Genomic DNA, 25477 nt, shown 5'->3' on the forward strand with positions numbered 1-25477 from the left:
CTCTTACGCGTTGGACTTCAACGGGCTCGGGGTGTCGTTCGGCGGGCTGGCAGGTGCAACGACTTGCGGGCGCGGCCGTGGTCGCGCCCGCAAGTCGTTGCTGCCGGGTTGTGGTGCCCGGTGGTTGTGCTCGGTCCGGTGCTACTCGGACATCGGGATGCGCACGCCGCGCTCGTGCGCGACCTCGATGGCGCGCTCGTAGCCGGCGTCCACGTGGCGGATCACGCCCATGCCCGGGTCGTTGGTCAGCAGCGCCTCGAGCTTGGCCGCGGCCAGCTCGGTGCCGTCGGCCAGCGATACCTGTCCGGCATGGATGGAGCGGCCGATGCCGACGCCGCCGCCGTGGTGGATCGAGACCCAGGTGGCACCCGAGCTGGTGGCGGTCAGGGCGTTGAGCAGCGGCCAGTCGGCGATGGCGTCCGAGCCGTCCTTCATGGATTCGGTCTCGCGGTACGGCGAGGCCACGGAGCCCGAGTCGAGGTGGTCGCGGCCGATCACGATCGGCGCGGAGACCTTGCCCTCGGCAACGAGCTTGTTGAACAGCACGCCGGCCTTGGCACGGTCGCCGTAGCCAAGCCAGCAGATGCGGGCCGGCAGGCCCTCGAACTCGACGTGTTCCTGGGCCGCGTTGAGCCAGCGGTGCAGGTGCTCGTTCTCCGGGAAGAGTTCCTTCAGCGCCTCGTCGGTGACGCGGATGTCCTCCGGGTCGCCGGAGAGCGCCACCCAGCGGAACGGGCCGAGGCCCTCGCAGAAGAGCGGGCGGATGTAGGCCGGGACGAAGCCAGGAAACTCGAACGCGCGGTCGTAGCCGCCCTGGCGTGCCTCGTCGCGGATGGAGTTTCCGTAGTCGAAGACCTCGGCGCCGATGTCCTGGAAGCCGACCATCGCCTCCACGTGGCGGGCCATGGAAACCTGGGCCTTCTTGGTGAAGCCCTCCGGGTCCGCCTGTGCCTCGGCGTCCCACTGTTCCAGCGTGTACTCGACCGGCAGGTAGCTCAGCGGGTCGTGCGCGGAAGTCTGGTCGGTGACGATGTCGATGTCGACTTCGCCGGCCTTCTGGCGGCGCAGCAGTTCCGGGAAGACCTCGGCGGCGTTGCCCACGTAGCCGACCGAGAGCGCACGGCCCTCGTTCTTCGCGGCGGTGACCTTGGCGATTGCCGCATCCAGGTCCAGCTCCACGTCGTCAAGGTAGCGCTTGCCCAGGCGGCGGCGCAGGCGGTCCTCGGAAACGTCCACGATGAGGCAGGCGCCGCCGTTGAGGGTGACTGCAAGCGGCTGGGCGCCGCCCATGCCGCCGCAGCCGCCGGTGAGGGTCAGGGTGCCGGCGAGCGTGCCGTTGAAGCGCTTCACGCCAATGGCGGCGAAGGTCTCGTAGGTGCCCTGCAGGATGCCCTGGGTGCCGATGTAGATCCAGGAACCCGCGGTCATCTGGCCGTACATCATCAGGCCCTCGGCCTCGAGCTTGCGGAACTCGGGCCAGGTGGCCCAGTCGCCCACCAGGTTCGAGTTGGCGATCAGCACGCGCGGGGCCCACTTGTTGGTGCGGAAGACACCGACCGGCTTGCCGGACTGGATCAGCAGGGTCTCGTCCTCTTCCAGGTCCGTCAGCGTCTTGATGATCGCGTCGTAGGCTTCCCAGGAGCGGGCCGCACGTCCGGTGCCTCCATAGACGACCAGGTCCTCGGGGCGCTCGGCGACCTCCGGGTCGAGGTTGTTCATCAGCATGCGCAGCGGGGCCTCGGTGGCCCAGGACTTTGCCGTAAGTTTGGTGCCGCGCGGGGCTCGGATGACGCGGGTGGGATCGTGCTGGGTGAAGCTCATGGATCTGTTCTCCTGGTCATGGTGTTGCTGGATGGGTGCTTTTCTTGCTGTTTACTGATGGGTGGCGAGTGCCGGTTGCTGCTCATTGGGTGTTGCTGGCTGGTCCGTGGAAGGGTTTGCCGCGCCGGCCCCGAAGAGTGCGCGTGCCTCGGCGGCAACCAGCTCCCCGATGCGCGCGATCCCCTCGGGGGTCATGCGGTAGCTCGGAGCCACCACCGAGATGGCTGCCACCGGGCCGGTGTGGTCGATGGCGCCTGGCGTTCCCGGCTGCCGGAGCGGGGCCGCGATGGCCGTGACGTCTTCCTCGACGCCTCGGTCGGAGACCGCATAGCCGCGATCGGGGGTCTGCCCGGCAAAAACCACGCCGAGGCTGGAGCCCTCCAGCGGCACGCTGCGACCCACCCACGAGGCGTGGCGGACGGAGTGGGTGCCCTCCGCAATCGCCAGGTAGACCGCGTGGTCGTTGCCGGTGCCGTGGTGCCCGCGCACCGAAAGATAGGCCGACTCCCCCGTGGCATCCACCAGGCGCTGCAAGGCCGGTGCCGCCAAGTGGATCAAGGACTCGTGGCTCAGCGCCTGCGCGCCCAGCTGTACCAGCCGGAGGCCGGGGCGATACTCGCCGTCCTCGTCCTTGCGGACAAATCCGCTGTTTTCCAGCGTGCGCAGCAGGCGCAACGCCGTCGAAGCGGAAAGTTCCGTCTCGCGGGCGACCCCGGCCAGGGAGACTGCACCGGCGTCACATACTGCCCCCAAGAGTTGCAAGGCACGTTCCACGGTCCTGGTCGCTGGTTCAGCCACGGGGATATCCTCCAATAAAGATGTTTCTGGGTGTACTGGTTCGCAAGTGCTTTTTTCACTTTTGATCCAATCCGCACCGGCCGGGGGCTTGCCCCGAACCGGCTTATGCGTTTCACTTATTGAAACGCTAATTTCACCTATTGGCAAGAGCGGGACAAATTTTGACTCGCACAAGACCACGAAAACCTGACATCCAGAAGGAAAGCACATGAACGCCAGCATCACCCTCTCAACCGGTGCAGTCACCGTCTCGACCGGCGCATTGCTTCCGCGCGAAGTCGTCAACGTCGCCCGCCACCTCGCCCCGGTTGAGCTCTCCGCCGAGTCGATGGCCGCCATGGAGGAGTCCCGCGCAGTCATCGACGCGTTGGTCACCGACACCGTCCCGCACTACGGCGTCTCCACCGGGTTCGGCGCCCTGGCCACCAAGCAGATCCCGATCGAGCTGCGCGCCCAGTTGCAGCGTTCGCTGATCCGCTCTCACGCAGCCTCCTCCGGCACCGAGGTGTCCCGCGAAGTCATCCGCGGCCTCATGCTCAACCGCCTTTCCACCATGGCCACCGGCCGCACCGGCGTGCGCCCTGTCGTCGCCCGGACCTACGCCGCATTGTTGAACGCACAGATCACCCCCGTCGTGGGCGAGTACGGCTCGCTGGGTTGCTCCGGCGATCTGGCCCCGCTTTCCCACTGCGCCCTGGCCGTCATGGGCGAGGGCAAGGTCCGCAACGCCGCCGGCGAACTCGTAGATGCGGCCGAGGCCCTGGCCGCGGCCGGAATCGAGCCCGTGGTGCTGGCCGAAAAGGAGGGCCTGGCTCTGATCAACGGCACCGACGGCATGCTCGGCATGCTGCTGATGGCCGCGTCCGACCTGCGCGACCTGATCAGCATCGCCGACCTCTCCGCCGCGATGAGCGTCGAGGGCCTGCTGGGCACCGACGATGTCTTCGCCCCCGATCTGCACGCGCTTCGCCCGCACCCGGGCCAGATCGACTCCGCAGCCAACATGCGCACCGTGCTCGCCGGCTCCGCACTGCTGGCCGAACAGAAGGCCGGGGCGCACAAGTTCACCCGCGTGCAGGATGCCTACTCGCTGCGTTGCGCCCCGCAGGTGCACGGCGCGGTGCGCGCCACGCTGGCCCACGCCGAGAACGTCGCGTCCATCGAACTGGCCTCGGCCATCGACAACCCGGTGGTCACTCCCGACGGTCGCGTCGAATCCAACGGCAACTTCCATGGCGCCCCGATGGGTTACGTGCTGGACTTCCTGGCCATCGCGGTCGCCGACCTGGCTTCCATCTCCGAGCGCCGCACCGACCGATTCCTGGACACCGCCCGCAGCCATGGCCTGAACGCCTTCCTGGCCGACGACCCGGGAGTCGACTCCGGCCACATGATCGCCCAGTACACGGCCGCGGGCATCGTCTCCGAACTCAAGCGCCTGGCCGTTCCGGCCTCCGTGGATTCCATCCCGTCCTCCGCCATGCAGGAAGACCACGTCTCCATGGGCTGGCACGCGGGCCTCAAGCTGCGCAAGGCCATCGACGGCCTGGCCCGCGTGCTGGCCATCGAGCTGCTCACCAGCGCCCGGGCGCTGGACATGCGTGACGGCGGTCTGGCATCCACCAAGTCCTCGCCGGTCATCACCTCGGTTCGCGAAGCAATCCGCACCAAGGTCGAGGGCCCGGGAACCGACCGATTCATCTCCCCCGAGATCGAATCCGTGTTCCAGCTGGTGACCGACGGTACGTTGCTGGCGGCCGCAAATTCGGTCCTCGCGGCCCCCCTGGCCTAATCGGCTCCGCAAACCAACGAAGGACCGCCCCCATGGAAGCCCCACAGCATCTGCCTTTGTCCCCCGGCACCGTCATCGCCTACTCCGGGATCAGTCCCGCACCCTGGCGCAACGGCGGCGGGGTGACCCGGCAGATCGCCTCGGGGAAGTTGGGACTCTCCGGAAACCTGGTAACCGTTCCCGGCGACGACTGGGACTGGCGGCTGAGCATTGCCGACGTGGAAAGCGAAGGGCCATTCTCGGCATTCGCCGGGATGGCCCGGATCTTGACCGTCATCGAGGGCGAAGGACTGGCGATCACCATCGACGGGGTCGAGCAGCGGCTGGACAGGTACACGCCGCTGCTCTTCGACGGCGGTGCCGTCACCAGTGCCACGCTGCCCGCCGGGCCGATCAGGGACTTCAACCTGATCACCCGCACCGGAACGGTCAACGGACAGGTAGGCCTCGTCGAGCTGTCGCCGGAGCACCCGCGGAAGCTTGTCGCGGGCCAGCTTGGCGTCCTACTTAAGGGCCAGGCGCGGTTGCAGGATGGCGATTCCGGCGAGCGCGCCATGGGACGTTACGACACCGTCGTGGGAGGCGGGGAATCACCGCTCGCCATCAGCGGCAGCGGACTCCTGGCCGTGGTTTCCCTGGAGTCAGGTGGCGCATAGCGGCATCCGCCCTTCCAACGGTTCGGCTCATGGCGGCTCTCGTTGGACCGGGGCCCTATTTCCGTGGACGTGCCACCGGCACGGATAATGGGCGGCATGCCGTTATCCGCTCTTCTTGGTTTCGCCGGTCTGTCACTGGTCATTGTTCTTGCACCCGGTCCCGACACTTTTCTGCTGCTTCGCTACGCCCTGAACCGCCCCCGCAACGGCGTTGCCGCCGCGCTGGGCATGATGGTCTCAATCATGGCCTGGGCGGCGTTGGCCGGACTTGGCGTTGCCGCCTTGCTACAGACCTACCCGGCCATCCACCAGGGAATCGCAGTTGTCGGCGGCTTGTACCTGCTCTATCTGGGGCTCGGTTCCTTCGTCAAGGCACGCTTCCTCGCCGGAACCACCGCCGCGACGGCACGAACCACCACCAGGTCCATCACGGCCGCTGGCACCACGGAATTCACGATCATGCAGTCGGTCCGTGCTGGCGCGCTCTCCTCTGCCCTGAACCCCAAGCTCGGCCTGCTGTTCCTGGCCCTGATGCCACCCTTCATCCCGGCCGGTTCCAACATGCTGGTCTCCGCGTTGATACTCGGTGCCGTGTTCGCGGTGATCGGTTTCGCATATCTCATGGTGCTGACCTTCATCGCGGCCAGGGCCATGGCCTGGTTCAAGAGTCCCGCCGTCAGCGTCTGGCTGGAACGTGTTTCCTCGGCGGCACTGGCCATCATGGGTGCCGTGGTGCTCGTCGGGGCATTCGTATCCCACTAGAACCCGCCGGGTTCACCTCGGAGGTCCCCGGCCGTCCATCGGCATTTCACGACAACGGCGGCGGATAGTTCACGTTGCCTTCCGGGACGGGGATCGCCCATGATCGAGGTTTCACAAGTGCTTCTCGAAAGACTCCGCGAATGTCCCTGGGACGGTGCATGCCCTAACGATGGTTGGCATGCCGTTCTCCGCCCTTCTTGGTTTCGCCGGTATCGCGCTCGTGGTTGTTCTCACGCCGGGTCCCGACACCTTCCTGCTGCTTCGCTACGCCCTTAACCGGCCGCGCAACGGCGTGGCTGCGGCACTGGGCATGATGGTCTCGATCATGGGTTGGGCGGCCTTGGCCGGCATCGGCGTTGCGGCGTTACTGAAGACCTACCCGGCGGTCCACCAGGGCATCGCGGTTGTCGGCGGCCTGTACCTGCTCTACCTCGGCCTTGGAACCTTTATCAAGGCCCGTTTCCTGGCCGGCGCTTCCGCCGCCACGGCCCGGACCGCCACGCGCTCCCTGACCTCAAGCACCGGGGAATTCACGATCACGCAATCTTTCCGGGCCGGTATGCTGTCCTCGGCGCTGAACCCCAAGCTCGGCCTGCTGTTCCTGGCGCTGATGCCGCCCTTCATCCCGGCCGGCTCCAATCTATTGACCTCTGCGTTGCTGCTCGGCCTGGTCTACACCGTGATTGGTTTCGCCTACCTCATGGCGCTCACCCTTGCCGCTGCCCATGCCGTGGCCTGGTTCAAAAGCCCGATCGTCGGCATCTGGATGGAACGAATCTCCTCCGGCGCGCTGGCAATCATGGGCGTCGTGGTGCTCATCGGCGCGTTCATTTCCAACTAAGCTCGACACATGAGCCCGATTAATCCCACGCTGGCAACCGGCGCGATCATTCCCCTTGCAACCGCGCCCAAGAAACTGTGGGGCCAAGCACAAGGCCAGGTCCGCGATATCGCCGCGGGCAAGCTCGATGCCGACGGCACCCTGGTTCCCGCAACTTCCGAGGACTGGGACTGGCGCTTGAGCGTCGCCTCCATCGAAAAGGCAGGCGATTTCACGCCCTATGACGGGTTCGACCGCACGCTGACGGTGATCGCCGGCGAATTGCTCGAGCTCGGGATCGACGGAACCAAGCAGGCCGTGGAGCTCTACCGACCGCTGAAGTTCCCTGGCGGCAGCGCCACCAGCGCCGCGCTGCCCACCGGTGAGGTCCTGGCCTTGAACCTCATCACCCGCACCGGTGCCGTGCGCGGCAACGTCCGGATCGTCGAACTCTCCAAGAAGCGCGAGCAGCACCTCTTCGGATCGCAGTTCGGCGTCCTGCTTCAGGGGAAGGCCGTTGTCCTCCAGACCGAAACCGAACGCGCGCTTGAACTGCGCGACACGGTCGTCGGCGGCGAGGAAGATTCGCCACGCATCAGCGGACGCGGCTTCATGGCAGTGGTTTCCCTCGACCTGCCCTGACGATTCCGGCGGGCAGGCGATTTCGCACCACTTTATGCGGAGTTCCTGCCAGTCCACGTCCACGTTGCACCGGAACCGCGTAGCTCGGGGACCGAAGAAAGATTAGGGGCAACGCCAATGGCGCAGGTGAAACCGCGGCAAAGACTTTGGTGCTGGCGCATCGGAGCGTTCCTGCTTTTCGGGGCCATCGTTGCGGTTCGCCTGGTTTCGATGGCCCCGTACGTGGTTGGCAACGCCATCGGTCGAACCACCGTGGTCGAGGATCCCGACGGCACCGAGAAGACCATCTACTGGCGCGACCATCCGGGGACTGCCGAGCTCGACCCGCAAGAAATTCTTCGTGGCCCCACTCCGGAACGGGGTTTCGCCACCGGCCAGAAAATGATTGCGCAGATCAAGACCGCTCTCACCGAAGAGTTCCAGCTCGAGTGGGCGCCGGAAGAGGATGCGGGCGACGGCCCCTTTTACAGGCCAGTCCAGAACTACTTTGGAGGCGACTCCCTCCTGACAATCGTGAATGGCCCTTCGCACCAGAGCACGGCGGTGCCACAGGCATGGGCCGATAAGCAGCGAGCCATCAGCATCATCGGGGAAGTGACCAGTCGGTATGGGTACGAGGCGCCGACGCTCGAAAGCCTCGACGGATGGACCGATGAAGACCTCGTCCGAGACCTGGGTGGACTCACTCAGGAGGAACAAGTAACCGTCTCCAGAAACGCCAGGGGTCCCGCCGGCCAGTGGCTGGACTTTAATTTCCAGGTTCTTACGAAGGACAAAGAAGGAAGGTTCGAGGAGAAGTTCCGCTCTCCAGAAGGGAAGAACTGGCAAATGAACACCATCTCACTTAGCTACGGAGCGAATGGGCTGCTGGCAGAGGAAGACCGAGAAGCCTTCAAATCCCGCCTAGAACCTTTCCTCGAGCTGGCCCCGCCCCCGCCACTGGAAAGCTGATTCATCGTTTCCTCAGGGAATGCTCATGAGTGGCTAAGTTGCGCCGATAGACCCGATTCTTCCGTGCAAACGTGTTCGCGGGACTGCAAATGCGCAGCCGACTGGATCGAGCCCACGGCGCAAAGGGAACGTCACCTGCCATGGACCGCACCGGGGGCATCGCCCCACCTCCCGCCAATAGTCACTTCCGCGGAATCGAACGAAGCATCGTGTGATCCCCGCGCTGCCAGGACGACGTCTCTGCAGGTGGAACTCCCCATGCAGGGATTCCAGCGGCACGGAACCTGCCCTTCATTCAACAGCTCGGGCCCTGGGGTCCACGCATGGCGTCGCTCTCTTGGCACCTTTGCTCGGTGCCGGTTCGATTGCCTGATTTTGGTCCTGTTCGGCTGTTTCAGGTAATACCAAAATTTCAGTCGCATCCCGCAATCCGACGTCAAAAATCGACAGGGTAGAAGAAATAATCAAAAACTTTCCGGGATAGCCCGCAACACGGCCGGGAGGCTGTCTTGCATGGTAGATGAAATGCCGGTTCACCATGCCTACACCTGACTCAAAATAGGCGCAAATCCTCGAAAAACCGCGTCAGCGCTTGTCGGAATAGGATCCACGAAAACCGCATACTTTCGGGCTTTAATCGACCTAATCTTTGTACGAGGCCCCCGCAAGAAGAGCCGAAGTCAGCCTTGTATAACAGTCAACCGCTTTACGCGAAAGTGAGACGCACGACACGGCCATCTGGGGTACACGCGTTGTTCACTGAATCACACTATGTTGGCGGAACTTGAAGATGGAAATGTCGAACCCGAACCGGTCGATCTGCTGCACCCGCTGCAGAAGGCATTCGGGGGAGGTTGGCTTTCACCTGGTTGCCGGAATTCCGGTGCACTCCGTCGAGACACGGAACGCACGGCTCCCGGCAGTTCGGGATTGCTCGCCTCCGCAAGATTCGATGTTCTCCCAATGGAAGGAGTATGACATTGACCGCACGTGCGAACAAGGCCACTAAGAAGATCGGCCAGCCAAGTCAGATTACAAAGATTGCGGCTAAATCCACGGCTTCCAAGAACACGGTTGCGGGAGGTTCTGCCTCCGCAAATACCGCAACGGCTTCCAAGCCGGTGCCCGCAACCTCCCGTGATATTTCCGAAGCAGCGGCCAAAGAGGTAGCGGCGAAACCCGTAGTGGCAACGCCTACAGCAACAAAGTCAGCAACTGAGGCAACCACAGCCACGGTTTCTCCTTCGACCCCAGCTACCGTCGCGAAGCCCGTGGCGAAGGCAGGCGATACCGCGACCAAGACGGGCACGGCAACTACTACGACCGCGACGACCGCAACGGGAAAGCCAGCCGCTGCAACCACGGCCGCAACTCCTGCTCCTGCCTCGGCCCAAGCTACCGTCGCGAAGCCCGTCACGAAGACAACCGACACCGCGACCAAGACGGGCACGGCAACTACTACGACCGCGACGACCGCAACGGGAAAGCCAGCCGCTGCAACCACGGCCTCGGCCCAAGCTACCGTCGCGAAGCCCGTCGCGAAGACAACTGACACCGCGACCAAGACGGGCACGGCAACTACTATGACCGCGACGACCGCAACAGGAAAGCCAGCCGCTGCAACCACGGCCTCGGCCCAAGCTACCGTCGCGAAGCCCGTCGCGAAGACAACCGACACCGCGACCAAGACGGGCACGGCAGCGACCACCACCACGACGGAAAAGCCGGCCACCGCAACCACGGCCACAGTGTCTCCTTCGACTCAAGCCACCGCCGCGAAGACCTCGGCGAAGACAACCGACACCGCGACCAAGACGGGCGCGGCAGTAACGGAAAAGCCGGCCACGGCGAAGACGATCAACGTCGCGGAAAAGCCGGCCACAACCGCCCCGGCTACGACGGGGAAAACCGCCACCGCCGCACCCAAGACGGCTACCGTGCAAAAGTCGGCAGCGAAGACGGAAAAGCAAGTGCCCGCTTCCGCCCAGACCTCGGTCGCAAAGCCGGCCGCCAAGTCCGCTTCCAAGCCTGCAACGGCGGCCAAGGCCGACGCCGCACCTGCTGAAAAGCGTGTGGCCGCGGAACCAATGCCGCGCGCGACCCCGACCGGTCCCGAAGCGCCCGAGGCAACCATCGGCACCGATGCGGCCTTCGCCTCCACGGCACCGGCGGTCACCCACCCGCAGAAGCTGCGCAACATCTCCGAGGTCCGCCACTTCTTCCGCACCAACGACGTGCCGGTCTTCTTCATCGGCGCAACCCCGTTCAACCTGCTTGGGCTGGATCGCTGGGTGCGGAACTTCACCTACATCAGCTACTACAACGCCTGGGACGGGGCCCACCCGCGGGTCTTCACCCCCGCGCACAAGCCGTACCGAGAATTCGAATCCGGCGAGGAGATCAATAACTGGCTGCTGCTCAACGCCGAGGTCCGGGCCCGCATGGCCAGGGACCTTCGCCCGGGCGTGCGCCCGAAGGTCGCCATGGTCTTCTTCAACGAGGAAACCGAGCAGATCTGCAACGAGCTGGGCTACGACCTGATCCTGCCGTCGGCCGAGCTGCGCCGCCGCCTTGATTCCAAGATCGTCACCACCCAGCTCGGCAACGAGGCCGGGGCGCCTTCCGTGCCGAACGTCCTGACCAACGGAAGCGACTGGAAGACCCTGCGCCTGGATGCCGACAAGGCCGGGCTCGGGGACGAGCTGGTCGTCCAGACCCCCTACGGGGACTCAGGCAAGACCACGTTCTTCATTGCCAACGAGGCCGACTGGGACAACCACGCCGCGGAGATCGTCGGCGAGGAAATCAAGGTCATGCGCCGGATCAACAACCTGGCGGTGGCAGTCGAGGCAGTGCTCACGCGTTCGGGCACCGTGGTGGGCCCGTTCCTCGCCGAGCTGGCGGGCCACAAGGATCTCACCCCGTACCCGGGTGGCTGGTGCGGCAATGAAATGCACCCCGATGTCCTCACCGCGTCGCAGCGCGCCCGCGCCATGGACCTGGTCCAGCGTATGGGCGACCGGCTGGTCGTGGAGGGCTACCGCGGCTTCTTCGAGGTCGACGTGCTCGTGGACCTCGACACCGACGAGGTCTACCTGGGCGAGCTGAACCCGCGCATTTCCGGGGCCAGCGCCATCACCAACGTGACCGCCGGTGCCTACGCCGACGTTCCGCTGTTCCTCTTCCACCTGCTCGAATACATGGATGTGGACTTCGAGCTGGACGTCAACGAGATCAACGAGCGCTGGGAGGCACTTTCGGGCGCCGACGTGTGGAGCCACATGATCATCAAGGAGACCTCGGACCGGGTCGAGCTGCTCACCGCCACCCCGGCCACCGGCCTGTACTACCTGGACGCCAACGGCGCCCTGGTCTTCAGCGGTGCCGCGCTTGACTGGCACCTGCTGCAGAACGAGTCCGAGGCGTTCTTCCTGCGCGTCTACGGGCCCGGCGACTACCGCTGGAAGGGCGCCGACCTGGGCATTTTGGTCACCAAGGGCCGGCTGCAGATCGACAGGAACGGGACCTCGCAGCTGAGCATTAGGGCCAAGCACTTCATCGACTGCATCAGGGCCGGATTCGTCGGTTTGCCTTTGGATGGGGCGGTGACGGCCGACTATGCCGTGGGTGCCGGGGTTAAAACCCCGGGGTAGGGCCCGAAGCAAACTACGCCGCAAAACTGCGGCAGTGAAAAGGCTGCAACGTAGCAGCAACGAAAGCGCCGTGGCGGTGCAGCAGCGCAATGCTGCACCGCTGTGGCCACGGAACGGAGCATTAGTGGAAGGTACGAACCTGGATCATCTCCCGCCTGGGGTGGACATGAAAAACTGGCAGATGCCCGAGAACCTTCGTTGGTCCTTTCAGCACATCGCCGATTTCCTGCCCACCGCGGTGATCTCGCGGGGGCAAGGGCTGGCGGTGGCGCTGCCGGCCGCGCACCGCGACCTGGATTCGATCATGGTGCCGGGCACCGATCCGGATGTTCCGGACGTGACTGAACTGGGCGTGGGTCCGGACTCAAGCGTGGGATCCGTCATGGGGTCCACCGACACCGACGGGTGGATGGTGCTGCACCGCGGAAGGGTGCTCGCCGAGTCGTACTTCGGCGAGATGGGGCCCGATACCTCGCACCTGCTGATGTCGGTGAGCAAGTCGCTCATCGGCGCGGTCGCCGGGGCACTCTCCGATGCCGGGGTGCTGTGTCCCGAAAAACAGCTGACCGCCTACCTGCCGGAACTGGCCGACACCGGCTATGCCGGTGCCACGGTGCGCGACCTGCTGGACATGCGCTCGGGCATCGCATTTTCCGAGAACTACCTCGATCCGTTCGCCGAGGTGCGGATGCTGGAGGAGGCCATCGGTTGGGCCCCGCCGGCCGCAGCCGGCCCCGTCGGTCTCTACGAGTACCTGATGACGCTGCGGCAAAAGACCGCCCACGGCGAGGCCTTCGAGTACCGTTCCTGCGAGGCGGACATGCTCGGGTGGGTCTGCGAGGCCGCCGCCGGGGAGTCCATGCCCGAGCTGATGTCCCGCCTGGTCTGGGGCAAGATCGGTGCCGAATCCGATGCCACGATCGGCATCGACCAGTTCGGCACCGGGATGTTCGACGGCGGGATCAACGCCACGCTGCGCGACCTGGCCCGCTTCGGGGCCCTGTTCCTGGACGGCGGGCGCTCGCTCAACGGCGAACGGGTGCTTTCCGGGGACTGGGTCGCGGAAACACTTGCGGGGGCACCGGATTCCCGCGAGGCCTTCGCGAACAGCCCGGGCGACAACAGGATGCCCGGCGGGATGTACCGCAACCAAATATGGTTCCCGTACGAGGGCAACGACGTGCTGCTCTGCCTGGGCATCCACGGGCAGATGATCTACATCAACAGGCCCGCACAGATGGTGGGGGTGAAGCTGTCCAGCTGGCCATTGCCGCAGGATGCAGCCAAGCTCTTTGCCACCCTGCGCGCCTTCGACTCGATCGCCGCAACGCTCGAATGAGCGGTTCCTTCTGTACCCCACGGGCGGTTGGCCAACTCCTCCCGCCCCGCCCGTGGGTGGTCGCCGTCCCTTCCCGGCGATCCCGAATCTTGAACTGGCCAACAGACGTCCGGCTCGGACGCACCCTAGGATCGGAGCAGCCGTGAAGGCCCCCGCACTGACATACGACGACGAATACCCCATCCCCAGCAACGTGTGGAGGCTGCGCACCGACGCCTGGGAGTACCTCGGCTATGCAGCCAAGCAATTGCACTGCGCCTCCGACCCCGCCCAAGCCGAAAAGGGGCTGCTCACCGAGGCCAAGCGCCAGTTGCGCGTCCTCGAGTCGGTCGAATCCTATTGGGCGGTTCCGGGAATGGCGCACGTGGCGGCGCTTCGCTCCCGGTTCGAGGAGAACGACTTTTCAGCGGCCCTGGTCCTGGTCGAGGCGATGACCCGCGCGTTCGCGCGCTTCGACACCGAGCCCGAGGACCACCGGGTGGACCCGGAGTCCCCCGGCCAGGGCCTGGAACCTGCCGGGCCGGCGCTGCCGGACCCGCGGCCTCGCTTCGAGGTGCTGGTCGTCGACGACATGTCGGAGACCGTGCGCGAGGAATTCGTCACCGAGATGCGGCGCCAGCGCCGGTCCACCGACGCCTTCGCCTACGAGGTGAACGTGGTTCCCAGCCTCGAGGACGCGCTCATCGCCGTGCTGTTGAACCCCACCATCCAGGCCTGCATCCTGCGTCCCGGCTTCTCCGTGCCGACCCGGCACCTGCCGGGCGACGACCTGCGCCACTACCTGGACGCCCTGATCGACCCGGGCGTTGCCGCCTTCCCGCCCAAGGAACGGATCCTGCGGCTGGCCGACCTGCTCAAGAAGCTGCGCCCCGAGCTGGACCTGTACCTGGTGGCCGACGTGTCCATCGAGGAACTCGCCGGTTCCGCGGGCCGCAGGTTCAACCGGCTCTTCCGCCGCGAGGAGTCAATGGAGCTGCATCTGTCCCTGCTGCGCGGGATCGCCGACCGCTACAAGACCCCGTTCTTCGACGCGGTGCAGCAGCACAGCCGCAAGCCCGCCGCCGTCTTCCACGCCCTGCCCGTCTCCCGCGGCGGCTCCGTGGTCAATTCCCGGTGGATCAAGGACATGGGCGAGTTCTACGGCCGCAACCTGCTTCACGCGGAAACCTCCGCCACCTCCGGCGGTCTCGACTCGCTGCTGGACCCGAAAAGCTCCATCAAGGGCGCCCAGCAGCTGGCGGCCCGGGCCTTCGGCGCCCGGCGGACCTACTTCGTCACCAACGGCACCTCCACGGCCAACAAGATCGTGCACCAGTCCATCGTTGCCCCGGGCGACGTGGTCATCGCGGACCGCAACTGCCACAAGTCACACCACTACGCGCTCATGCTTGCCGGCGCGCAGGTCGCCTACGTGGACGCCTACCCGCTGGACGAGTACTCCTTCTACGGCGCCGTGCCGCTGAAGACCCTCAAGGGCATGCTGCTTGACTACCGCCGCGCCGGCCGCCTCGACGAGGTCAAGATGGTCACGCTGACCAACTGCACCTTCGACGGCATCGTCTACGACGTCGAGCGCGTGATGGAGGAATGCCTGGCCATCAAGCCGGACTTGGTCTTCCTCTGGGACGAGGCCTGGTTCGCGTTCGCCGGCTTCCACCCCATCTACCGGCGGCGCACCGCCATGGCCGCGGCCGCCACGCTCGAGGCCAACTTCAAGGACCCCGAGTACATAGCGCGCGCCGAGGCCCAGCGGGCCGCGCTCTTCGACCCGGAGACCGGCCAGCCGGTCGACGACCAGGTCTGGCTCTCCACCAGGCTGCTGCCGGACCCGGCCGCCGCCCGGCTGCGCGTCTACGCCACGCAGTCCACGCACAAGACGCTGACCTCGCTGCGCCAGGGGTCGATGATCCACGTCTTCGACCAGGACTTCAGCCACCTCAACGAGGTGACCTTCCGCGAGGCCTACATGACGCACACCTCCACCTCGCCGAACTACCAGATCCTCGCCTCGCTGGACATCGGCCGGCGCCAGGCCGAGCTGGAGGGCTACGAGCTGGTCCAGCGCCAGGCCTACCTGGCCCAGTCGGTGGCCCGCAGGGTGGCGCGCCACCCGTTGCTGAAGAAGTACTTCCGGGTGCTCAGCACGCTGGACCTCATCCCGGAGGAGTACCGCGAAACAAGCAGGCCCATGCCGCTGCAGGACGGGATCGCCGCCATGGACGAGGCCTGGCGCACCGACGAGTTCGTCGTGGACCCCAGCCGGCTCACGCTGCACATCGGCAAGACCGGGGTGGACGGCGACACCTTCAAGCACAAGTACCTGATGGACCTGCACGGGATCCAGGTCAACAAGACCTCGCGGAACACCGTGCTGTTCATGACAAACATCGGCACCTCGCGCAGCGCGGTGGCCTACCTGATCGACGTGCTGGTCAAGCTGGCCGAGCACTTCGAGCGCGAACAGGCGGACATGGGCCCGCTGGCGCTGGAGGCCCGCAAGGCGATGGTTGCGGGACTGGTCGGCACGCCGCCGCCGCTGCCTGACTTCAGCCGCTTTGCGGACCGATTCCGCAGCGACGCCCAGACGACCGACGGGGACATTCGCGCAGCGTACTTCACCACGTACAAGACAGGCAGCTGCGGCTACCTGATGCCGAAGCAGCTCTCCGAGCGGGTCATCGCCGGGGACGAGGTGGTTTCCGCCGGGTTCGTGACCCCCTACCCGCCGGGATTCCCGATCCTCGTGCCGGGGCAGGTCGTCACCAAGGAGATCCTCTCCTACATGGAGGCCCTCGACACCCGCGAGATCCACGGCTTCGACCCGGACCTGGGGTACCGGGTCATCAACGAGCTCCCTGCCCGCACGGGCCGGGCCTGAGACTGGCCGCATGGGGCATCTGCTGGGGGGTGAATGCCCCATGCGGCCGTTGTATCAGGCCTTTGGTCGGACCACCAGGACCGGGCAGGCGGCATGCCGCACGCACTGCTCGCTGACCGACCCCAGCAGCATCCCGGCAAGTCCGCCGTGCCCGCGGGTTCCAACCACCAGCATGCGGGCATTCCGAGAGCAATCGATGAGGCTCTTGGCGGGAGGTGCGTGGACAGGCTCGTAGGTCACCTGGACCTTGTCGTACTTTCCGACGGTCTCCTTGAGACCGAGAACCATCTCCTCGCGGACCGCGGCGGTGTACTCGGCGAACGAGGACACGTAACCGTATTCCCAGTCGGCCGGCCGCGGCGCGGTCAGTATCGACCAGGATCTAACCACGACGACGGGTGCGGACAGCTCCGCAGCGAGCCCCATGGCCATGTCGAATGCGTGGTTTGCCCCCTTGGACCCGTCGTGGCCGACGACGATGCTGTCGCTGGAGGCAGGTTCCGGTACCGGATTCGTGGTGTTGAAGGTGGCTTCGTTGTTCATTGCGTTTCTCCTTGGTGGTTGTCCTGGCCGGCCTTCGGGAAGGGCGGAGCGGCCGGGTTGGGCGGTCAGGTTGGGCGGTAGTTTCATGAGGAAGTGGCAAGTGGCCGACGCTATCGCCCCAGATACTCCTCGTGTTGCCGGTGCGCTTCCGCTATCTGTTCACGAATCCGCTCGATGTCTTTGGCCTTGTTGCGGTATTTCAGGTCCATTGCCAGAATTTGAGCCTCCTCTTCAGTCAGGAGCCTGTAGATCCGCTCCCGTTCGGCGGGATCGGCCGTGTAGTCAAGGTCGAGGTAGCTGGCTGCATGCCGACGGGCACTGTTTAGGGCCGTTTGGGCTTTTCCCGCCTTGCTTCGCAAGGAGGCCATCACGGTCACGGCGAGCACGCCGATGATCACGGCCAAGGACAGGTTCGTGCTGATTTCCACGACCGTGACGGGGTCGCCGCCGTTGACGAACGGCAGGTTGTTCTCATGAAGGGCATGCAGCACGAGCTTGACGCCGATGAAGGCCAGGATCGCGGCCAGACCGTAGGAAAGGTAGATGAGCCGGTCCAGCAGCCCGTCGATGAGGAAATACAGCTGGCGCAGCCCCATCAAGGAGAAGGCAGTGGCTGTGAAGACGATGTACACGTTCTGGGTTAGCCCGAAGATCGCGGGAATGGAGTCCAGCGCGAACAAGATGTCGGTGCCGCCGATCGCCAGCATCACCAGCAGCATGGGCGTGAGCGCCCTCTTGCCATTGTGCATGGTGAACAACTTGTCGCCGTCGAAGTGGCTCGTGGTGTGAAAGTACCGCATGGCCAGGCTGACCATGAAGTTGTCCGTTGGCTTCTCGCTGTGGGCACCGGGCTTCAGCAGGTTGCCCGCGGTGATGAGCAGGATCAGCCCAAAGATGTAGAACACCCAGGCAAAGGAGTTGATCAGTGCCGCGCCCAGGAAGATGAAGCCGGTCCGGGCAACCAGCGAAAACACGATGCCGAACAGCAGCACCTTCTGCTGGTCCTCGCGGGGAACCCTGAAGCTAGCAATGATGATCAGGAAAACAAAGAGGTTGTCCACGGAGAGCGCCTTCTCCGTGATGTACCCGGCAAAGTACTCCGACCCCATGGTGGTGCCGCCGAGGAACAGGACCAGGACTCCGAAGAGAACGGCGATGCCCACATAGATGGAGGACCACACCGCCGCTTCCTTCAGCGTGGGAACATGAGCCTTGCGGATGTGGAAGAAGTAGTCGAATGCGAGCAAGGCAATGATGACGACGATGGTGATGCCCCAGATGAGGGGCGATACGGTCATGTGACTCTGCTTTCATCGGGCCGCGGCAACGAGCCCAAGGCGTTTTGTCGCGTGACCACGGCCCGGAGCGGCAGCTTCGGCTGCTGAAGCGCCAGTTCCAATGTCGGGACGCATCCGGGGCCTTGCTGCTCTCGGCCTCACCAATGGCAATCAGTGAAATGTAGCCGATGTGCTCAAGCTATCGCCACTATGTAGGTACATGGTAGACCCTTGCCCTACGGTGCGTCTTCGGATTGCGGCATCTGGTGCGGTCTGCATGGCTTCGGGGTCGGACCCTCGAAGCCGGGCAGACCGTATGGCACGGAACCGGGACCCCCTGTTCCTCGAGTCGGTGCCGCTTCCCCGCCCTTGCGGGGAGCCGGGGCCGAGGCCCCGCCGAACGGCAAACAACTAGGATCGATTTCGGGAATCCCGGTCCACATGCGTTCGTCTAGAGTGCCCCGCCCGCGGCCTCCGGCGTTCCCGATTCCCCTGAAGGAGCGCCGTGGTCGCCGCCGTGTTGGTGGTGTCCCCCGTGGCCGTGCTGGCCGGCGTCGCCCACCCGCTCGCGGGCCAGGAACGTCTCGACGTCGAAGAGGTTGTCCGCCCGGCGGGCGACGTTGAGCAACGTGGACATCGATGCCACTTCCTCGATCTGCTCCTTGAGGAACCACAGCATGAATTGTTCGCCCAGGGGGTCGTTCTCCGCCCGCGCCGCAGCGAACAGTTCCTTGATGCGGTCGGTAACCTCAAGCTCCTGCGCAAGTGCAAGAACCAGGGGCTCCTCCGCGGATTCGAAGTCGTTCCGAACGGGTTCGATCCCGGGGATGGTGATCTTGATGCCGCGGTCCAGGATGTATCGGACCATCATCATCGCGTGGTTGCGCTCCTCGAGCGACTGGCGGTAGAAGTGTTTGGCCAACCGGGGAAGGTCCTGCCCGTCAAACCAGGCCGCGATGGCGATGTACTGCTGGGAGGCCGCGAACTCGTTGCCGACCTGGCGGGTCAGCAGCTCGTTGAACTGCGTGCTCATGGTGCTCTCCTCTGGTGGGTGTTCATGGGAGTGGACCTGCGGCGCCACGGTTCTGCCGGGTCCGGGGCCGGAGGGCCTACACCGAGACTCCTCCGCTTCGGCTCCCCGCGTCAAGATCCGGCAGCGGCCGGCTCCGGCAACGCGGCGAGCACCGCTTCTTTCGGGCTCGCGTAGCCTTCAACGAGCAGTGCTCGACGGTGGGCCGAGGCAACAGCGCCCGTGATCGGCTCTGTACCGGCCCAAAACCTGCGGCGCAGAAATGCCCCGGTGGTACCGGGACTTTTTGCGCTCAATCTCTTCGCATCGACCGTCCCGCCATTGCTTCTTCACTACGGCAAACGAAAGGTCGCGAATACGGCGGCAGCATCCAGGGAATCCAGCCTCAGGGCTTTCCCTTCTTGGGGACGACCGGAACCACCAAGACCGGTCGGTGCTGGTGAAAGGTGAGATGAGATGCGGTTGCCCCATTGAGTAGTTGGGAAACGTGCGCACCGAATGTCGGTTCCCTGGTCCCCACGACAATCATCGACGCGTCGGTCTCCGAGGCCAGGCGCGCCAGCGCCTTCCAGACCTCGCCCGCGAGGATTCGCAAGCTCCACGTGGCGGTGCTGTCCGACATCTGGGTTTCGATGTGGGACCGTATCTCCATGGCATCTGCGGTCATGTCCTCGTCGACATCGCGTGGATGCAACGATTGGTCCCTGATGTTTTCCTTGAGGTTCCACTCCGTCAAATAGCTGTTGGGTTCCACATAGGCGTAGATGATCGCACGATCAAGCCGCTGGGCAAGCACCGACGCCTGGGCGACGACCTCGGGATGCTGCTTGGGAATGACCCCCACAATCAGTGGACCCCACGAGGCCGCATCATTCGAGGACATGACTACCCCTAACTCCTCCGGAAGGCACCATGCCGTTCCGATATCAGGATGACCGAGAAAGGCCGCCGACGGAAGTACCCGCGAAGCACTGGCAGCCCGGCGGAAACGATCCGGTGTCCGCGATGGATCTCGCCGGATGTCGCGGTGCCCACAGGGCAATCTCCGCCCCGGTCCAGAAACCCTGTTCGCAGGCTCCACGGAAAGTCGGCTCCCGGCCACGCTCGCACTCGGTGCGCAACGAAACCACATCGTGGCCATCATTCCGGGCCACGTGGAGGTCGGCACAGAATCGTGTGCGGTCCTTCCAACAGCGTTGAACTTTCGAAGCGAGCGACCGCCTGTCGTCAGTGTTGAAGCCGACCCATGAAGTCGGCGGCCCCGGAACCACCCAACTCCCCCGGACCCACAGCCCTTCCGGACACGGCCAGCAGCAGCGCGATGGCCCGGCCAGTGACCTCGGGACCCGAGCCATGCACGAAGTCGGCATCGGTGGCAATCAACCGCCAACCGGCGGCCGTTTCCTTGCCGCCACCCATCTTCACTGTGGTGTTCACTTGGTATGCCAGGGCCTTGGCCACTTCCCCCGCCGGATACTCCCGGTCAATGCCCAAGGGGCGCCTGATGTCTTCGCCGTGGATGAACGATTCGACGAGGCGTGTGGCCAGCGCCGCCGGCGGCGTGGACGTCAGCGGCAGGATCGCACCGAACTCGGCCAAAGTCAGCCCGGGTTCCGCTTGCCTCTCCCTTGCCACCCCGACGGCATTGTCTCGATCGAAATCGAACCCGGCGGCAATCATGCGGCGCACAAAACCAAGGCGAGTGGTCCGCGCCGAATCGATGAGGTGTGCCAGCACATCGTGGACGTTCCACCCGGGGCACAACGACGGCGTCTGCCACTGCTGCGGTTCCAGCGCCTGCAGATCCTCGAACAGTGCACGACGTTCGCCGTGCACCACTGGCCATACGGAAGCTGGAGACAGTCGGGTCATGCTGCAACTCAACCAGCCGGGGGCGACGATTCACAAGCACCAAGGCCGGCGCCCGGCAGCCGGACCCTCGAGCAGGAAGGGCGCCAAGCCCGCCGGGCGGCTCATGAAAAGCGGAAGACCCGCCCCTTGCGCGACCGCTATTCAGTGTTACTATTTAGTGGTAGTCAGCAACACAGAGTAGTTACGGAGAGAGTTCCATGGGCAAGCAATCGACAGAGATGCTCAAGGGCACGCTCGAGGGCATTGTCCTCGCCACCCTGGCCGTCAGGCCGGCATACGGCTACGAGATCACGGCCCGGCTCCGCGACCAGGGATTCTCCGACATCGTCGAGGGCACCGTCTACGCCCTGCTGGTCAGGATCGAACAGCGCGGCCTCGTCGACGTCGAGAAGGTCCCCTCGGAAAAGGGGCCGCCACGCAAGGTCTACTCGCTGAACATACTGGGCGGCGAGTACCTCGAAGAGTTCTGGAGGAATTGGAGCTTCCTCGCGGCACGGATCGAACAGCTCCGCCACCACATCGACAACCCGCAGGAAGAAGGCAAGTAGCCATGGCAGCAAAATGGATCGAGTTGGTCACCGGATCGTTCGAGGACAAGAAGCGCTGGCGCCGGTACAAGGCCCGCAAGGAAGGGCTCCCCGTGAGCTACCGGACCGCGATCGACGGGATCGAGCGCTACTTCATGTACGCCGGGTCGATCGTCAAGGGCGATGTCATGATGCAGATGCTCGAGGACCTCGCCGACCTGATCGAGGGCGCCGCGGTCGACGGCACCCCGATCCGCGACATCGTCGGGGACGACCCGGTGGAGTTCGCCGACACCTTCATCCAGAACTACTCGGACGGCCAGTGGATCAACAAGGAGCGCAAGCGCCTGACCGACACCATCGACCAGTCGGCCGAGCAGTCCGCCGACCGGTCAGCCGACCAGTCGTAGACGCACCGGAAACGGAGAAACCGACATGAGAACCGACCAGGCCCCCAACCCGGCGATCCGGGTGCGGGGCATCGAAAAGTCGTTCAAGGACCTGCAGGTGCTGCGCGGCGTCGACTTCGAGGTGGACTCGGGGAGCATCTTCGCGCTGCTCGGCTCGAACGGCGCCGGCAAGACCACGCTGGTGCGGATCCTGTCGACACTGCTGAAGGCCGACGCGGGCACCGCCACCGTCAACGGCTTCGACGTCGCGGCGGATCCGGGCGAGGTGCGCGAGTCGATCAGCCTGACCGGCCAGTTCGCCGCGGTCGACGAGGTGCTCAGCGGCCGCGAGAACCTGGTGTTGATCGCCAGGCTGCGCCACCTGAAGGACGCCGGCCGGATCGCCGACGACCTGCTCGATCGCTTCTCGCTCACCGAGGCGGGGAACCGCAAGGCGGCGACCTACTCGGGCGGCATGCGCCGCCGGCTGGACATCGCGATGAGCCTGATCGGCAACCCGCCGGTCATCTTCCTGGACGAACCGACGACGGGGCTGGACCCCCAGGCGCGCCTGGAGGTGTGGCGGACCGTCAAGCAGCTCGCCGACGGCGGCACCACGGTGCTGCTCACGACCCAGTACCTCGACGAGGCAGAGCACCTCGCCGACCGGATCGCGATCCTGCACCAGGGCACCATCATCCGGAACGGCACGCTCGCCGAGCTCAAGTCGCTGCTCCCGGCGGCCATGGTCGAGTGCGTCGAGAAGCAGCCCTCCCTCGAGGAGGTCTTCCTCAGCCTCGTCGGTGACACCGGCGGAACCGAAGATGCCGGCAGGTCCGACGGAGACCGCGCCGGCAAGGTCCACGCGGGAAAGGAAACACCATGAGCGCCCACGTCCTGGCCGACACCGGCGTCCTGACCGGCCGCTCGCTGCGCCACATCCTGCGCAGCCCGGACACCATCATCACCACCGCTGTCACCCCGATCGCACTGATGCTGCTGTTCGTCTACGTGTTCGGCGGCGCCATCAACACCGGCTCCGACGGGTCGTACGTCAACTACATGCTCCCGGGCATCCTGCTGATCACGATCGCCTCCGGCGTCGCGTACACCGCGTACCGGTTGTTCCTTGACCTGCAGGGCGGCATCTTCGAACGCTTCGCGTCCATGCCGATCGCGCGCTCCAGCGTGCTCTGGGCGCACGTGTTCACCTCGCTCGCGGCGAACCTGGTCTCCGTGGCCGTCGTCATCGGCGTCGCGCTGCTCATGGGGTTCCGCACCGGGGCATCCGCGGCCGCGTGGCTGGCTGTCGCCGGCATCCTGGTCCTCTTCACCCTGGCGCTGACCTGGATCGCCGTGATCGCCGGGCTGTCGGCGAAGACCGTCGACGGGGCGAGCGCGTTCAGCTACCCCTTGATCTTCCTGCCGTTCATCAGCTCGGCGTTCGTGCCCACCAGCACGATGCCCGGCCCGGTTGCCTGGTTCGCCGAGAACCAGCCCGTGACGGCCGTCGTGGACACCGTCCGGTCGTTGTTCGCCCAGGAACCGGTCGGCGGGGACATCTGGATCGCGCTGGCCTGGCTGGTCGGCATCCTCGTGGTCGCCTACGCCTTCGCAGTTGCGTTCTACCGCCGCAAGATCAGCTGAGGCCACGCACCGATCGCCGACCTCCGATCTGCAACGAATGCCGCCCGCTCCCCCTCCGGGACGCGGGCGGCATTCGTCGTCCCGCCTTGATCCAGTCGACGACGGGCGATCGATCCGCGTCTTGGCATTCGCCGGACGATCGGCCACCCCCTGTCCGGCGTCGGCCCGACTGGCCTCGAACGTGCTGGGATGTGGCGTTTTGGAATGGGTTGCGCAACACACCCCGCTCAGCAGGTGGTGGATGCCAGCCGACGCACGCGGCGCCACCGGCAGCACACTGCCCATGCATTCCACGATGGAAGGTGACCTGGCCAGGCGGGGTCAATCCTTGCCGGAACGGCCCTCCGCCCGGTCGCCGACTCCACGTTCGCCACGCACTCGTGGTGCGCCCAACGCCTCATGAACCAGGGCATTGGCCGTGCCACTTCCCCGGGTGCGGTGTTCGGTGCGGCGGGACCCTGTTCGCACCGGTGCTGAAGCTGGCCGGCGCACCGATGATCGCAAACACCTAGACACCATGAGGTGAAGGGAAACGTCGGGACCTACACGCCCCGAGCCGATGCTCCTTGGCTTCGTTACTTTCGGATACGGCCTGGCACGCGCCAACACCACCAACGCCATCACCCTGACCGAGCCGGCCGTTGCCGCCATTCTGCTCATATTTCGCCAACCCGGCCGTCACTCCACCATATTCAAGATGAATTCGCCGTGCATTCACGCGACCTCCCCCCGCCCTTGCGCGCAGGCAACAGATGAAGAAGTGTTGCGATCATAAAAATTAATGATTGACACATCAACCAAATCGATGCACACTTATATGCATAAGCATGTAATCCGGTTAACCACATCGGCTTCCCACACCAAGGAGTTCACCCATGAGCATCGAAATCATCCCCGGCACCTGGAACCTCGACACTTCGCACAGCGAAGTTGGCTTCACCGTCCGCCACGCAGGTATCTCCAAGGTCCGCGGCGCGTTCACCGACGTGACCGGCACACTGACCGTCGGCGATTCGATCGCGACCTCCAAGATTGAGGCCATCGTCAAGACCGGGTCCTTCGATTCCAACGACAACAACCGCGATGCCCACGTCAAGGGCCCGGACTTCTTCAACGTCGAGCAGTTCCCGGAAATGACCTTCGTGTCCACCGGCGTCGCAGGAACCGCCGAGGAGTTCGAACTCCAGGGCGAACTGACCATCAAGGAAACCACCAAGCCGGTGACCTTCAAGGTCGAGTTCGGCGGCGTTGCAGTCGACCCGTTCGGCGCCACCCGCGCCGGGTTCTCCGCCACCACGCAGATCTCCCGCAAGGAATTCGGTATCACCTGGAACGCGGCGCTCGAGGCCGGCGGCGTGCTTGTTGGCGACAAGGTCACCATCAACATCGATTCCGCCTTCGTGCTCGCCGCCAGCAACTAAATGCTTTCGCAAAGGAGGCCGTCGTTCACCCCGGTGGACGACGGCCTCCTTTGCTTTCCTCGGCACACGATGTAGGACAATGACGACGCCGACGGAAGCTGAAGGCCGTCACGAAGACGCCCTGCTCGAGCATCTTGCCGGCGGCCTCGGCGGCCTTGACGGCATCGCCGAACATGACAGGAACGATCGCGTGTTCGCCGTCGAGCAGGTCGAAGCCTTCTTCGGTCATGCGGGTGCGGAAGTGGGTGGCGTTGGCGATGAGCTTCTCGCGCAGCTCGCCCGAGCCCTCCACCAGTTCCAGCGCCTTGAGCGTCGCGGCGACGATGGCCGGGGCCAGCGAGTTGGAGAACAGGTACGGGCGCGCCTTCTGGCGAAGCATCGCGACGATCTCGCTGCGGCCGGAGACGCCCGCGCGTGGGCACCTTGGTTCCGCAGCCCTACGTCCCGGGGCTCTCCGAAGGCCAAGGTCAGGACCTGTGCGGCATCGCTTTGATCTTCGGCTCGTGGATCGGTGGAATCCTCGCCACCCTTCCGACCGTTGCGATCCCCGGGTTCGTGCACCGGAATACCATCCGCCCTTCGGACGGGCACATCCCAAACACCGGGCAGCAATAACGTTCCGTCCGACTCCGGCACCCAGCGTTCGTTCCTCGATCCAA

Annotated in this window: 24 protein-coding genes and 1 pseudogene; 15 read left to right on the forward strand and 10 right to left on the reverse strand. The window is 65.1% G+C overall.

All coding sequences use genetic code 11. From position 1 onward, the window contains the following. Positions 1 to 141: 141 nt before the first annotated feature. A complete protein-coding gene (hutU, locus tag ACIQLF_RS20470) occupies positions 142 to 1821 on the reverse strand; it encodes a urocanate hydratase (RefSeq protein ID WP_400302664.1) in 1680 nt (559 codons plus the stop codon). Positions 1822 to 1872: 51 nt separating this feature from the next. Beyond that, a complete protein-coding gene (locus ACIQLF_RS20475) occupies positions 1873 to 2619 on the reverse strand; it encodes an IclR family transcriptional regulator (RefSeq protein WP_400302667.1) in 747 nt (248 codons plus the stop codon). A gap of 208 nt (positions 2620 to 2827) precedes the next feature. Between ACIQLF_RS20475 and hutH the strand changes: the two genes are divergently transcribed. From hutH to ACIQLF_RS20505, 6 genes are all read left to right on the forward strand, one after another. Beyond that, positions 2828 to 4411 (forward strand): histidine ammonia-lyase, encoded by a 1584-nt coding sequence (gene hutH, locus ACIQLF_RS20480; protein WP_400302670.1) that lies wholly within the window; start codon positions 2828 to 2830, stop codon positions 4409 to 4411. Positions 4412 to 4443: 32 nt separating this feature from the next. Further along, complete coding sequence (locus ACIQLF_RS20485; RefSeq protein WP_400302673.1) at positions 4444 to 5067, forward strand: HutD family protein; 624 nt, start codon at positions 4444 to 4446, stop codon at positions 5065 to 5067. Positions 5068 to 5163: 96 nt separating this feature from the next. Then, a complete protein-coding gene (locus ACIQLF_RS20490) occupies positions 5164 to 5829 on the forward strand; it encodes a LysE family translocator (RefSeq protein WP_400302675.1) in 666 nt (221 codons plus the stop codon). Positions 5830 to 6007: 178 nt separating this feature from the next. Next, positions 6008 to 6670: a LysE family translocator gene (locus ACIQLF_RS20495; RefSeq protein ID WP_400302677.1), complete on the forward strand. Its 663-nt coding sequence runs from the start codon at positions 6008 to 6010 to the stop codon at positions 6668 to 6670. 9 nt (positions 6671 to 6679) lie between these two features. Next, positions 6680 to 7291, forward strand: a complete 612-nt coding sequence (locus tag ACIQLF_RS20500) for a HutD family protein (protein WP_400302679.1) — start codon at positions 6680 to 6682, stop codon at positions 7289 to 7291. 117 nt (positions 7292 to 7408) lie between these two features. After that, positions 7409 to 8242 carry a hypothetical protein gene (locus ACIQLF_RS20505; RefSeq protein WP_400302681.1) on the forward strand — a complete coding sequence of 278 codons (834 nt, stop codon included), beginning with the start codon at positions 7409 to 7411 and terminating at the stop codon, positions 8240 to 8242. A gap of 291 nt (positions 8243 to 8533) precedes the next feature. On the opposite strand, the gene ACIQLF_RS20510 is transcribed toward ACIQLF_RS20505, so the two are convergent. Both ACIQLF_RS20510 and ACIQLF_RS20515 read right to left on the reverse strand, forming a co-directional pair. Then, positions 8534 to 8782, reverse strand: coding sequence for a hypothetical protein (locus tag ACIQLF_RS20510; RefSeq protein WP_400302684.1), 249 nt, complete (start codon positions 8780 to 8782; stop codon positions 8534 to 8536). Positions 8783 to 9269: 487 nt separating this feature from the next. After that, the gene (locus ACIQLF_RS20515; RefSeq protein WP_400302686.1) at positions 9270 to 9989 is read right to left on the reverse strand and encodes a hypothetical protein; all 720 of its coding nucleotides are present in this window, start codon (positions 9987 to 9989) and stop codon (positions 9270 to 9272) included. 1 nt (position 9990) lies between these two features. Between ACIQLF_RS20515 and ACIQLF_RS20520 the strand changes: the two genes are divergently transcribed. The 3 genes from ACIQLF_RS20520 (at position 9991) to ACIQLF_RS20530 (ending at position 16112) form a co-directional block, all read left to right on the forward strand. Then, complete coding sequence (locus ACIQLF_RS20520) at positions 9991 to 11895, forward strand: biotin carboxylase (protein ID WP_400302688.1); 1905 nt, start codon at positions 9991 to 9993, stop codon at positions 11893 to 11895. Positions 11896 to 12076: 181 nt separating this feature from the next. Continuing rightward, positions 12077 to 13234 (forward strand): serine hydrolase domain-containing protein, encoded by a 1158-nt coding sequence (locus ACIQLF_RS20525; RefSeq protein ID WP_400302690.1) that lies wholly within the window; start codon positions 12077 to 12079, stop codon positions 13232 to 13234. Positions 13235 to 13376: 142 nt separating this feature from the next. Beyond that, entirely contained in the window at positions 13377 to 16112 is a 2736-nt protein-coding gene (locus tag ACIQLF_RS20530) for an aminotransferase class I/II-fold pyridoxal phosphate-dependent enzyme (RefSeq protein ID WP_400302692.1), read from the forward strand. Positions 16113 to 16166: 54 nt separating this feature from the next. Here ACIQLF_RS20530 and ACIQLF_RS20535 read toward each other — a convergent pair whose 3' ends face one another. From ACIQLF_RS20535 to ACIQLF_RS20555, 5 genes are all read right to left on the reverse strand, one after another. Continuing rightward, complete coding sequence (locus tag ACIQLF_RS20535; protein ID WP_400302694.1) at positions 16167 to 16655, reverse strand: universal stress protein; 489 nt, start codon at positions 16653 to 16655, stop codon at positions 16167 to 16169. A 110-nt stretch (positions 16656 to 16765) separates the two neighbouring features. Further along, positions 16766 to 17953 carry a TerC family protein gene (locus tag ACIQLF_RS20540; RefSeq protein WP_400302697.1) on the reverse strand — a complete coding sequence of 396 codons (1188 nt, stop codon included), beginning with the start codon at positions 17951 to 17953 and terminating at the stop codon, positions 16766 to 16768. A gap of 430 nt (positions 17954 to 18383) precedes the next feature. Next, entirely contained in the window at positions 18384 to 18965 is a 582-nt protein-coding gene (locus ACIQLF_RS20545; protein ID WP_400302699.1) for a ferritin, read from the reverse strand. A 382-nt stretch (positions 18966 to 19347) separates the two neighbouring features. Next, complete coding sequence (locus ACIQLF_RS20550; protein ID WP_400302701.1) at positions 19348 to 19845, reverse strand: universal stress protein; 498 nt, start codon at positions 19843 to 19845, stop codon at positions 19348 to 19350. A 344-nt stretch (positions 19846 to 20189) separates the two neighbouring features. Beyond that, positions 20190 to 20834 carry a maleylpyruvate isomerase family mycothiol-dependent enzyme gene (locus ACIQLF_RS20555; RefSeq protein WP_400302704.1) on the reverse strand — a complete coding sequence of 215 codons (645 nt, stop codon included), beginning with the start codon at positions 20832 to 20834 and terminating at the stop codon, positions 20190 to 20192. Positions 20835 to 21031: 197 nt separating this feature from the next. Here ACIQLF_RS20555 and ACIQLF_RS20560 point away from each other — a divergent pair, with 197 nt between their 5' ends. The 5 genes from ACIQLF_RS20560 (at position 21032) to ACIQLF_RS20580 (ending at position 24818) form a co-directional block, all read left to right on the forward strand. After that, positions 21032 to 21382 (forward strand): PadR family transcriptional regulator, encoded by a 351-nt coding sequence (locus tag ACIQLF_RS20560; protein ID WP_400302706.1) that lies wholly within the window; start codon positions 21032 to 21034, stop codon positions 21380 to 21382. A gap of 2 nt (positions 21383 to 21384) precedes the next feature. Beyond that, a complete protein-coding gene (locus ACIQLF_RS20565) occupies positions 21385 to 21771 on the forward strand; it encodes a DUF1048 domain-containing protein (RefSeq protein ID WP_400302709.1) in 387 nt (128 codons plus the stop codon). Between the two features lie 25 nt (positions 21772 to 21796). Further along, positions 21797 to 22636 carry an ABC transporter ATP-binding protein gene (locus ACIQLF_RS20570; protein WP_400302712.1) on the forward strand — a complete coding sequence of 280 codons (840 nt, stop codon included), beginning with the start codon at positions 21797 to 21799 and terminating at the stop codon, positions 22634 to 22636. Further along, positions 22633 to 23397, forward strand: a complete 765-nt coding sequence (locus ACIQLF_RS20575; RefSeq protein ID WP_400302715.1) for an ABC transporter permease — start codon at positions 22633 to 22635, stop codon at positions 23395 to 23397. Before ACIQLF_RS20570 ends, ACIQLF_RS20575 begins: the two co-directional genes overlap by 4 nt. Positions 23398 to 24272: 875 nt before the next feature. Further along, the gene (locus ACIQLF_RS20580; RefSeq protein ID WP_400302718.1) at positions 24273 to 24818 is read left to right on the forward strand and encodes a YceI family protein; all 546 of its coding nucleotides are present in this window, start codon (positions 24273 to 24275) and stop codon (positions 24816 to 24818) included. 94 nt (positions 24819 to 24912) lie between these two features. Here ACIQLF_RS20580 and ACIQLF_RS20585 read toward each other — a convergent pair. Further along, positions 24913 to 25224: pseudogene (locus tag ACIQLF_RS20585) on the reverse strand (aminotransferase class I/II-fold pyridoxal phosphate-dependent enzyme); the annotation flags it as partial. 8 nt (positions 25225 to 25232) lie between these two features. Between ACIQLF_RS20585 and ACIQLF_RS20590 the strand changes: the two are divergent. Then, positions 25233 to 25433: a hypothetical protein gene (locus tag ACIQLF_RS20590; RefSeq protein WP_400302774.1), complete on the forward strand. Its 201-nt coding sequence runs from the start codon at positions 25233 to 25235 to the stop codon at positions 25431 to 25433. Positions 25434 to 25477: the final 44 nt, after the last annotated feature.

Origin of the sequence: Paeniglutamicibacter sp. NPDC091659 (genome assembly GCF_044756805.1) — a bacterium.
Taxonomy (GTDB): domain Bacteria; phylum Actinomycetota; class Actinomycetes; order Actinomycetales; family Micrococcaceae; genus Paeniglutamicibacter.

What these genes read in the sequence shown, in the direction of transcription:
- hutU (WP_400302664.1), bottom strand. Translation starts at nt 1,821, where the DNA reads ATGAGCTTCACCCAGCACGATCCCACCCGCGTCATCCGAGCCCCGCGC.
- ACIQLF_RS20580 (WP_400302718.1), top strand. Translation starts at nt 24,273, where the DNA reads ATGAGCATCGAAATCATCCCCGGCACCTGGAACCTCGACACTTCGCAC.
- ACIQLF_RS20565 (WP_400302709.1), top strand. Translation starts at nt 21,385, where the DNA reads ATGGCAGCAAAATGGATCGAGTTGGTCACCGGATCGTTCGAGGACAAG.
- ACIQLF_RS20525 (WP_400302690.1), top strand. Translation starts at nt 12,077, where the DNA reads ATGCCCGAGAACCTTCGTTGGTCCTTTCAGCACATCGCCGATTTCCTG.
- ACIQLF_RS20560 (WP_400302706.1), top strand. Translation starts at nt 21,032, where the DNA reads ATGGGCAAGCAATCGACAGAGATGCTCAAGGGCACGCTCGAGGGCATT.
- ACIQLF_RS20510 (WP_400302684.1), bottom strand. Translation starts at nt 8,782, where the DNA reads ATGGTGAACCGGCATTTCATCTACCATGCAAGACAGCCTCCCGGCCGT.
- ACIQLF_RS20485 (WP_400302673.1), top strand. Translation starts at nt 4,444, where the DNA reads ATGGAAGCCCCACAGCATCTGCCTTTGTCCCCCGGCACCGTCATCGCC.
- ACIQLF_RS20550 (WP_400302701.1), bottom strand. Translation starts at nt 19,845, where the DNA reads ATGTCCTCGAATGATGCGGCCTCGTGGGGTCCACTGATTGTGGGGGTC.
- ACIQLF_RS20490 (WP_400302675.1), top strand. Translation starts at nt 5,164, where the DNA reads ATGCCGTTATCCGCTCTTCTTGGTTTCGCCGGTCTGTCACTGGTCATT.
- ACIQLF_RS20505 (WP_400302681.1), top strand. Translation starts at nt 7,409, where the DNA reads ATGGCGCAGGTGAAACCGCGGCAAAGACTTTGGTGCTGGCGCATCGGA.
- ACIQLF_RS20500 (WP_400302679.1), top strand. Translation starts at nt 6,680, where the DNA reads ATGAGCCCGATTAATCCCACGCTGGCAACCGGCGCGATCATTCCCCTT.
- ACIQLF_RS20555 (WP_400302704.1), bottom strand. Translation starts at nt 20,834, where the DNA reads ATGACCCGACTGTCTCCAGCTTCCGTATGGCCAGTGGTGCACGGCGAA.
- ACIQLF_RS20575 (WP_400302715.1), top strand. Translation starts at nt 22,633, where the DNA reads ATGAGCGCCCACGTCCTGGCCGACACCGGCGTCCTGACCGGCCGCTCG.
- ACIQLF_RS20495 (WP_400302677.1), top strand. Translation starts at nt 6,008, where the DNA reads ATGCCGTTCTCCGCCCTTCTTGGTTTCGCCGGTATCGCGCTCGTGGTT.
- ACIQLF_RS20570 (WP_400302712.1), top strand. Translation starts at nt 21,797, where the DNA reads ATGAGAACCGACCAGGCCCCCAACCCGGCGATCCGGGTGCGGGGCATC.
- ACIQLF_RS20545 (WP_400302699.1), bottom strand. Translation starts at nt 18,965, where the DNA reads ATGAGCACGCAGTTCAACGAGCTGCTGACCCGCCAGGTCGGCAACGAG.
- ACIQLF_RS20540 (WP_400302697.1), bottom strand. Translation starts at nt 17,953, where the DNA reads ATGACCGTATCGCCCCTCATCTGGGGCATCACCATCGTCGTCATCATT.
- ACIQLF_RS20535 (WP_400302694.1), bottom strand. Translation starts at nt 16,655, where the DNA reads ATGAACAACGAAGCCACCTTCAACACCACGAATCCGGTACCGGAACCT.
- hutH (WP_400302670.1), top strand. Translation starts at nt 2,828, where the DNA reads ATGAACGCCAGCATCACCCTCTCAACCGGTGCAGTCACCGTCTCGACC.